General features: G+C 74.7%; 3 protein-coding genes. 1 reads left to right on the top strand and 2 read right to left on the bottom strand.

Annotated elements, in window-relative coordinates:
* Nucleotides 1-152 precede the first annotated feature (152 nt).
* A complete protein-coding gene (locus FNQ90_RS18770; protein ID WP_182607442.1) occupies nucleotides 153-326 on the top strand; it encodes a hypothetical protein in 174 nt (57 codons plus the stop codon).
* A gap of 175 nt (nucleotides 327-501) precedes the next feature.
* On the opposite strand, the gene FNQ90_RS18765 is transcribed toward FNQ90_RS18770, so the two are convergent.
* The gene (locus FNQ90_RS18765; RefSeq protein ID WP_182607441.1) at nucleotides 502-1332 is read right to left on the bottom strand and encodes an inositol monophosphatase family protein; all 831 of its coding nucleotides are present in this window, start codon (nucleotides 1330-1332) and stop codon (nucleotides 502-504) included.
* 102 nt (nucleotides 1333-1434) lie between these two features.
* Entirely contained in the window at nucleotides 1435-2562 is a 1128-nt protein-coding gene (locus FNQ90_RS18760) for a ferrochelatase (protein WP_182607440.1), read from the bottom strand.
* Between the last annotated feature and the right edge of the window lie 211 nt (nucleotides 2563-2773).

The following is a 2773-nucleotide window of genomic DNA, read 5'->3' as shown; positions in this document are numbered from 1 at the left end:
GGGATCACCCCTGCACACCCCAGCGATCCCCCCCCATCGGGCGCCAGGCACCGTCGCCGGCGAACCGTGACGGGACCACCCCTTCGAGGGCTCCGCGATCGCGACCCACTCTCGGCACGCCGTGCCGCCGACCCATGACAAGGGGGCGCATCATGGACGCGTTCACCGCAGGCATTCTGCAGCGCATCGAGAACACCGAGATTCAGTTGGAGCGCGCCCGCGAGGCCGGCGACCTCTTCGCCGCGGACCTGGAGCAGGCGGAGCTGGAGGACCTGCTGCGTCTGGCGTCGGAGCACGGCGTCCGGGTCGAGCGGGTGGCCGCCTGAGCACACGCGCTCCGTCGCGGTGCCGCGCCGGGCGCGCGGCACCGCGACCTCCCGGGGTGACCCGGGACCGCGTCCGGACCGACCCACGCGGTTCGTGCGGGGAAGGGGCCCCGGGAGGTTCACCACCTCCCGGGGCCCCTTCGCGTCCGGGCCCCGGGGGCGGGACCGACCGGGCTCAGTCGTGCCAGGCCCCCAGCTCCTCCAACACGGGTTGGAGGAGTTCGAAGACGCCGGGTGAGGCGGCCACCGCCAGATCGCCGTCCGCCGGGCGGCCGGGACGACCGCCGGTCAGGGCCCCCGCCTCACGGGCGATCAGCTCGCCCGCCGCGAGGTCCCAGGCGCCCAGGCCGCGCTCGTAGTAGCCGTCCAATCGGCCGCCGGCCACGTCGCACAGGTCGATCGCCGCCGATCCGCCGCGGCGGATGTCGCGCAACCGGGGGATCAACCGGCGCGCGACCTCCGCCTGCGCGACCCGGACCTCGGTGACGTAGTTGAAGCCGGTACCGATGAGGGCCTGCTCCAGCGGGGGTGAGGGGCGACAGCGCAGCGGGGTCGTGGTGCCGTCGGCGGCGCGGCGCGTCGCCCCTCCGCCGAGTACGGCCCAGCAGGTCTCCTCGCGCATCGGGATCTCCACCACGCCCACGGCGGTACGGCCGTCGATCTCCGCGGCGATGGAGACCGCCCAGTTGGGCAGCCCGTACAGGTAGTTGACGGTGCCGTCGAGGGGATCGACGACCCAGCGCACGCCGCTGGTGCCGGCGGTGTCGCCGCCCTCCTCGCCCAACACCGCGTCGTCGGGGCGGCGCTCGGCGAGGAAGTCGGTGATCAGCTTCTCGGCGGCCAGGTCCATCTCGGTGACCACGTCGATGGGGCTGGACTTGGTGGCCGCGACGGCGAGGTCGTCGGGACGACCGCCGCGCAGCAGTCGGCCGGCGCGGGCGGCGGCCTCCAGCGCGATGTCGAGCAGGTCGCCGGGGGCGGGCGGGTGTCCGGTGTGATCGCTCACGGGAATGGGTCCTTCTGTGTGGAAGCCGGCCCCGGGTACCGGAGTCGGCGGTGCCGGGCGGGGTCGCCGGGCCGCGGCGGTCCGCCCGGCTCGGAGGGCGGGTCAGGCGTAGGGGCTGTCCACGCCGGTGGCCGCCGGGCGGGGGGCGCGGCCCGGGCAACAGCCGACCGGGCAGCGGTCGTGGCTCGGGCCGAGGTCGCCGAGGGCGCACCGTGCGGGCTCCTCCCCCCGTTCGGCGGCGGCACGCTCCAGCACCAGATCGCGGACGGCCGCGACGAAGCGGGCGTCGGTGCCGACGGTGGCCGAGCGGACCATGGGCAGGCCCAGCTCCTCGGCCTTCGCCTTCGCCTCGGTGTCGAGGTCGTAGAGAACCTCCATGTGGTCGGAGACGAAGCCGATGGGCACGATCACGACGGCGGGCACGCCCCTGGCGTGCACCTCCTCGAGGTGGTCGCAGATGTCGGGCTCCAGCCACGGGATGTGGGGGGCGCCGCTACGGGACTGGTACACCAGTTCCGCGGAACGCTCCACGCCGGTGGCCTCCCGGACCGCCTCGGAGATCCGGCGCACGGCGTCCATGTGCTGGCGCACGTACGCGCCGCCGTCGCCGTGACCGGGCTCGGGGCCGGAGGTGTCGGCGGCGGTGATCGGGATGGAGTGCGTGGAGAACGCGAGATGGGCGCCCCCGCGCACCTCGGCGGGCAACTTCTCCAGGGCGGCCACGACCCCCTCGGCCATGGTCTCCAGGAACCCGGGGTGATTCCAGTAGACGCGGATCTTGTCCACCCGGGGAAGTTCCGCGCCCTCGGCCTCCAGCGCGGCGAGCGCCCCGGCGAGGTCCTCGCGGTACTGGCGGCAGCCGGAGTAGGAGGAGTAGGCGCTGGTGGCCAGGACGAGGATCCGGCGACGGCCGTCACGGACCATCTCGCGCAGGGTGTCGGTGAGGTAGGGGTCCCAGTTGCGGTTGCCCCAATACACCGGCAGGTCGAGGCCGTTGGCGGCGAAGTCCTCGCGCAGGGCGGCGAGCAGACGGCGGTTCTGCTCGTTGATCGGGCTGACACCGCCGAAGAGGAAGTAGTGCTGCCCCACCTCCTCCAGGCGTTCGCGGGGGATCCCGCGCCCGCGGGTGACGTTCTCCAGGAAGGGGACGACGTCGTCGGGACCCTCGGGACCGCCGAAGGAAAGCAGCAGCAGCGCGTCGTAGGGGGTGGGGTCGGTGGGGTGTGACATGTCGGCCATCCTCGCATCGCTCACGGTCACTCGACGGTCCGGCACCACCGTTCGCGCCGGCGGCGGGCCACGGTCGGCGCGGGACCCGTTCGGGTGTCGTTTCCCGCTCCGGGGCGTCACCGGATGCGGGCGGGGCCCCGTCCCGCGGCGGCGGCGGTGGCCCGGGCGGGGGCACGGCGGCGCCCGCCCGGATCCGGCGGCACCCCGGGCC

Origin of the sequence: Streptomyces alkaliphilus (assembly GCF_014141535.1) — a bacterium.
Classification (GTDB): Bacteria; Actinomycetota; Actinomycetes; order Streptomycetales; family Streptomycetaceae; genus Streptomyces; species Streptomyces alkaliphilus.
This window is presented reverse-complemented; position numbering and strand designations above follow the sequence as displayed.

Coding starts and splice junctions, on each gene's coding strand:
- FNQ90_RS18770 (WP_182607442.1), top strand. CDS start 153: ATGGACGCGTTCACCGCAGGCATTCTGCAGCGCATCGAGAACACCGAG.
- FNQ90_RS18760 (WP_182607440.1), bottom strand. CDS start 2,562: ATGTCACACCCCACCGACCCCACCCCCTACGACGCGCTGCTGCTGCTT.